Source organism: Pseudomonas sp., assembly GCF_030147005.1.
Taxonomy (GTDB): Bacteria; Pseudomonadota; Gammaproteobacteria; order Pseudomonadales; family Pseudomonadaceae; genus Aquipseudomonas.
In genome coordinates this window covers 1-3,578 of the sequence record NZ_JASLAW010000216.1, presented here as the reverse complement: position 1 = coordinate 3,578, position 3,578 = coordinate 1, and the positions used below count along the sequence as shown (strand labels likewise).

General features: G+C 61.8%; 3 protein-coding genes. 2 read left to right on the top strand and 1 reads right to left on the bottom strand.

All coding sequences use genetic code 11. From position 1 onward, the window contains the following. Positions 1-237: 237 nt before the first annotated feature. The gene (locus Q1V60_RS20430) at positions 238-1,434 is read right to left on the bottom strand and encodes a class I SAM-dependent rRNA methyltransferase (protein ID WP_053127951.1); all 1,197 of its coding nucleotides are present in this window, start codon (positions 1,432-1,434) and stop codon (positions 238-240) included. Positions 1,435-1,691: 257 nt separating this feature from the next. Here Q1V60_RS20430 and Q1V60_RS20425 point away from each other — a divergent pair, with 257 nt between their 5' ends. Beyond that, on the top strand, positions 1,692-2,504 hold the full coding sequence (locus tag Q1V60_RS20425) for an HDOD domain-containing protein (protein WP_300633973.1): 813 nt from the start codon (positions 1,692-1,694) through the stop codon (positions 2,502-2,504). A gap of 21 nt (positions 2,505-2,525) precedes the next feature. Beyond that, a complete protein-coding gene (gene mutM, locus Q1V60_RS20420) occupies positions 2,526-3,338 on the top strand; it encodes a bifunctional DNA-formamidopyrimidine glycosylase/DNA-(apurinic or apyrimidinic site) lyase (protein ID WP_300633967.1) in 813 nt (270 codons plus the stop codon). Positions 3,339-3,578 lie beyond the last annotated feature (240 nt).

The following is a 3,578-nucleotide window of genomic DNA, read 5'->3' as shown; positions in this document are numbered from 1 at the left end:
GCGAGGGAGCTTGCTCCCGCTGGGCCGCGAAGCGACCCCAGAAAATGGGACTGCTGCGCAGTCCAGCGGGAGCAAGCTCCCTCGCCACGGTAAAGCGCTCCTCCTTAACTGACTGGCATTAGGGCTTGCCCGCGAATGCAGAGCTCAGTCGCCGGATCTGTTGGCTGATACACCGCATTCGCGAGCAAGCCCGCTCCCACATTTTGGTCCGCGCTCACTCGGACAGCGCGGTGTTACTTAGCTATTGGGCAACAACCGGCACGTAATGCTCTTGATATACCGCGTCTCGACAATCGCCGGGTGCACCGGGTGGTCCGGACCCTGGCCACCGCGTTCGAGCATCTGGATATTGCGGTCCAGGTGGCGGGCGCTGGTCAGCAGGATGTTTTGCAGGTCGTCTTCCGGCAGGTGCATGGAGCACGAGGCGCTGACCAGGATGCCGTCCTTGCTGAGCAGGCGCATGGCTTGCTCGTTCAGGCGACGGTAGGCGCCTTCGCCGTTCTTCATGTCTTTTTTGCGTTTGATGAAGGCCGGTGGGTCGGCGACGATCACGTCAAAGCGTTCTTCGCTGGCTTTCAGTTCTTTGAGCGCTTCGAAGACATCGCCTTCGATGCAGGTCATTTTCTCGGCGACGCCGTTCAGCGCGGCGTTGCGTTCAACGCCGTCGAGGGCGAAGGCGGAGGCGTCGACGCAGAACACTTCACTGGCGCCAAAGGCGGCGGCTTGCACGCCCCAGCCGCCGATGTAGCTGTACAGGTCCAGAACGCGCTTGCCCTTGGCATACGGGGCCAGCCGGGCGCGGTTCATGCGGTGGTCGTAGAACCAGCCGGTTTTCTGGCCCTGGATGACCGGGGCTTCGAATTTCACGCCGTTTTCTTCCAGCGCCACCCACTCCGGCACCAGGCCGAACACGGTTTCGACGTAGCGGTTGAGGCCTTCGGCGTCGCGCGCGGCGGAGTCGTTCTTGAATAGAATGCCGCTCGGCTTGAGCACTTGGGTCAGCGCGGCGATCACGTCTTCTTTATGGGCTTCCATGGTCGCCGAGGCGATCTGCACGACGAGGATATCGCCGAAACGGTCGACCACCAGGCCCGGCAGCAGATCGGAATCGCCGTAGACCAGGCGGTAGAACGGCTTGTCGAACAGGCGGTCGCGCAGCGACAGCGCGACGTTGATGCGGTGCACCAACAGCGACTTGTCCAGTGGCAACTTGATGTCGCGCGACAGCAGGCGGGCGCAGATCAGGTTGTTCGGGCTCATGGCCACGATGCCCAGGGTCTTGCCGCCGGCTGCTTCCAGGATAGCCTGGTCGCCTGCCTGGAAGCCGTGGAGTGGGGTGGCAGCCACGTCGATTTCGTTGCTGTAGACCCACAGGTGGCCGTTGCGCAAACGACGATCGGCGTTGGCTTTGAGACGCAGGCTTGGCAGGGACATGACGTCGCTCCGGAAAAAAGAGCGGGAGTATACCGTGTTGTATGACCTTTCGTGGCTTAGCCTGATGGGCTGCAGGAGCGAGCGTGCTCGCGAAAAACGTTAACGATAACGCGGGTATTCTGAATTGACGCGGCGCTCAGGTTTTTCGCGGGCAAGCTCGCTCCTACAGGGTAGAATCCCCGCTTAGCCCAGAGTGTGTACTTATGTCCCAAGAGCTTTCCGCCGAGCAAATCCAGCAGGTTCTGCAAGGCATCAGCGTGCCGCCCCAGCCGCAAATCATGGTGGATTTGCAGATGGAGCAGTACATGCCCGACCCGGACCTGGAAGTGATCGCCCGGCTGATCGCCCAGGACCCGGGCCTGTCCGGCGCGCTGTTGAAGATCGTCAACTCGTCGTATTACGGCCTGAGCAACAAGATCGCCTCGATCCAGCGCGCGGTGAACCTGCTGGGCAGCCGCTCGGTCATCAACCTGATCAATGCGTTATCGATCAAGGGCGAGATGAACGATGACACTATCGTCACGCTCAACCGCTTTTGGGACACCGCCCAGGATGTGGCGATGACCTGCCTGACCCTGGCCAAGCGCACCGGCTCCCAGGCAATTGACGAAGCCTATGCCCTGGGCCTGTTCCACGATTGTGGTGTACCGCTGATGCTCAAGCGGTTCCCGGATTACATGACGGTTCTGGAACAGGCCTATGCCAATGCCGGCCCGGATTGCCGCGTGGTCGACACCGAGAACAACGCGTTCAACACCAACCATGCGGTGGTGGGTTACTACACCGCCAAGTCCTGGCGCCTGCCGGAGCATGTGACCGACGCCATCGCCAATCACCACAACGCCCTGGCGATTTTCAGCGATGAGTCGTCGCGTAACCCTGTTCTGAAAAACCTGCTGGCGATCCTGAAGATGGCCGAGCACATCTGTTCGTCCTATCGCGTGCTGGGCAACCAGAGCATTGACCATGAATGGGATGCGATCGGTCACCTGGTGCTGGATTACGTAGGCCTGTCGGACTACGACTTCGAAAGCATGAAGTTGTCGATCCGCGAACTGGGCGCGCACTGAGCCTTTCCTCCCGAGGTACACATGCCTGAGTTACCAGAAGTCGAAACCACCCGCCGCGGGATTGCCCCTCATTTGGAGGGTCAGCGCGTCAGCCGTGTGGTGGTGCGTGAGCGCCGCCTGCGCTGGCCGATCCCGGAAGACCTCGATGTGCGCCTGTCCGGGCAGCGCATCGTGCTGGTGGAGCGCAGGGCCAAGTACCTGCTGATCAACGCCGAAGTGGGCACCTTGATCAGTCACCTGGGCATGTCGGGCAACCTGCGGCTGGTGGAAGCCGGCACGCCCGCAGCCAAGCATGAACATGTGGACATCGAGCTGGAGTCCGGCCTGGCGTTGCGCTACACCGACCCTCGGCGGTTTGGCGCGATGCTCTGGAGCCAGGACCCGCACAACCACGAACTGCTGCTCCGCCTGGGGCCGGAACCGTTGACCGCGCTGTTTGATGGCGAGCGCTTGTTCCAGCTGTCCCGTGGACGGGCGATGGCGGTGAAACCGTTCATCATGGATAACGCGGTGGTGGTGGGCGTGGGCAATATCTATGCGACGGAAGCGCTGTTTGCGGCGGGGATCGATCCGCGTCGCGCGGCGGGCGGTATTTCGCGGGCGCGCTATCTGAGGCTGGCGATCGAGATCAAGCGCGTGCTGGCCGCGGCGATTGAGCGGGGTGGCACCACATTGCGCGATTTTATCGGTGGCGACGGGCAGCCGGGGTACTTCCAGCAGGAACTGTTCGTTTATGGCCGGGGTGGCGAGGCGTGCAAGCTCTGCGGGACCGAGTTGCGCAATGTGGTGCTGGGGCAGCGGGCGAGTGTGTTTTGCCCCAAATGCCAGCGCTGATAACTACGCTCTGTGATGGCTGACGCAGCTCCCACCTTTGGATTTGCGAACACCTTCAAATGTGGGCGCGGGCTTGCCTTAATGCCAGTCAGTTAAGGAGGAGCGCTTTACCGTGGCGAGGGAGCTTGCTCCCGCTGGGCCGCGAAGCGACCCCAGAAAATGGGACTGCTGCGCAGTCCAGCGGGAGCAAGCTCCCTCGCCACGGTAAAGCGCTCCTCCTTAACTGACTGGCATTAGGGC

Bases quoted from the DNA above. Each gene is read 5' to 3' on its own strand.
- mutM (WP_300633967.1), top strand. From the start codon at position 2,526: ATGCCTGAGTTACCAGAAGTCGAAACCACCCGCCGCGGGATTGCCCCT.
- Q1V60_RS20430 (WP_053127951.1), bottom strand. From the start codon at position 1,434: ATGTCCCTGCCAAGCCTGCGTCTCAAAGCCAACGCCGATCGTCGTTTG.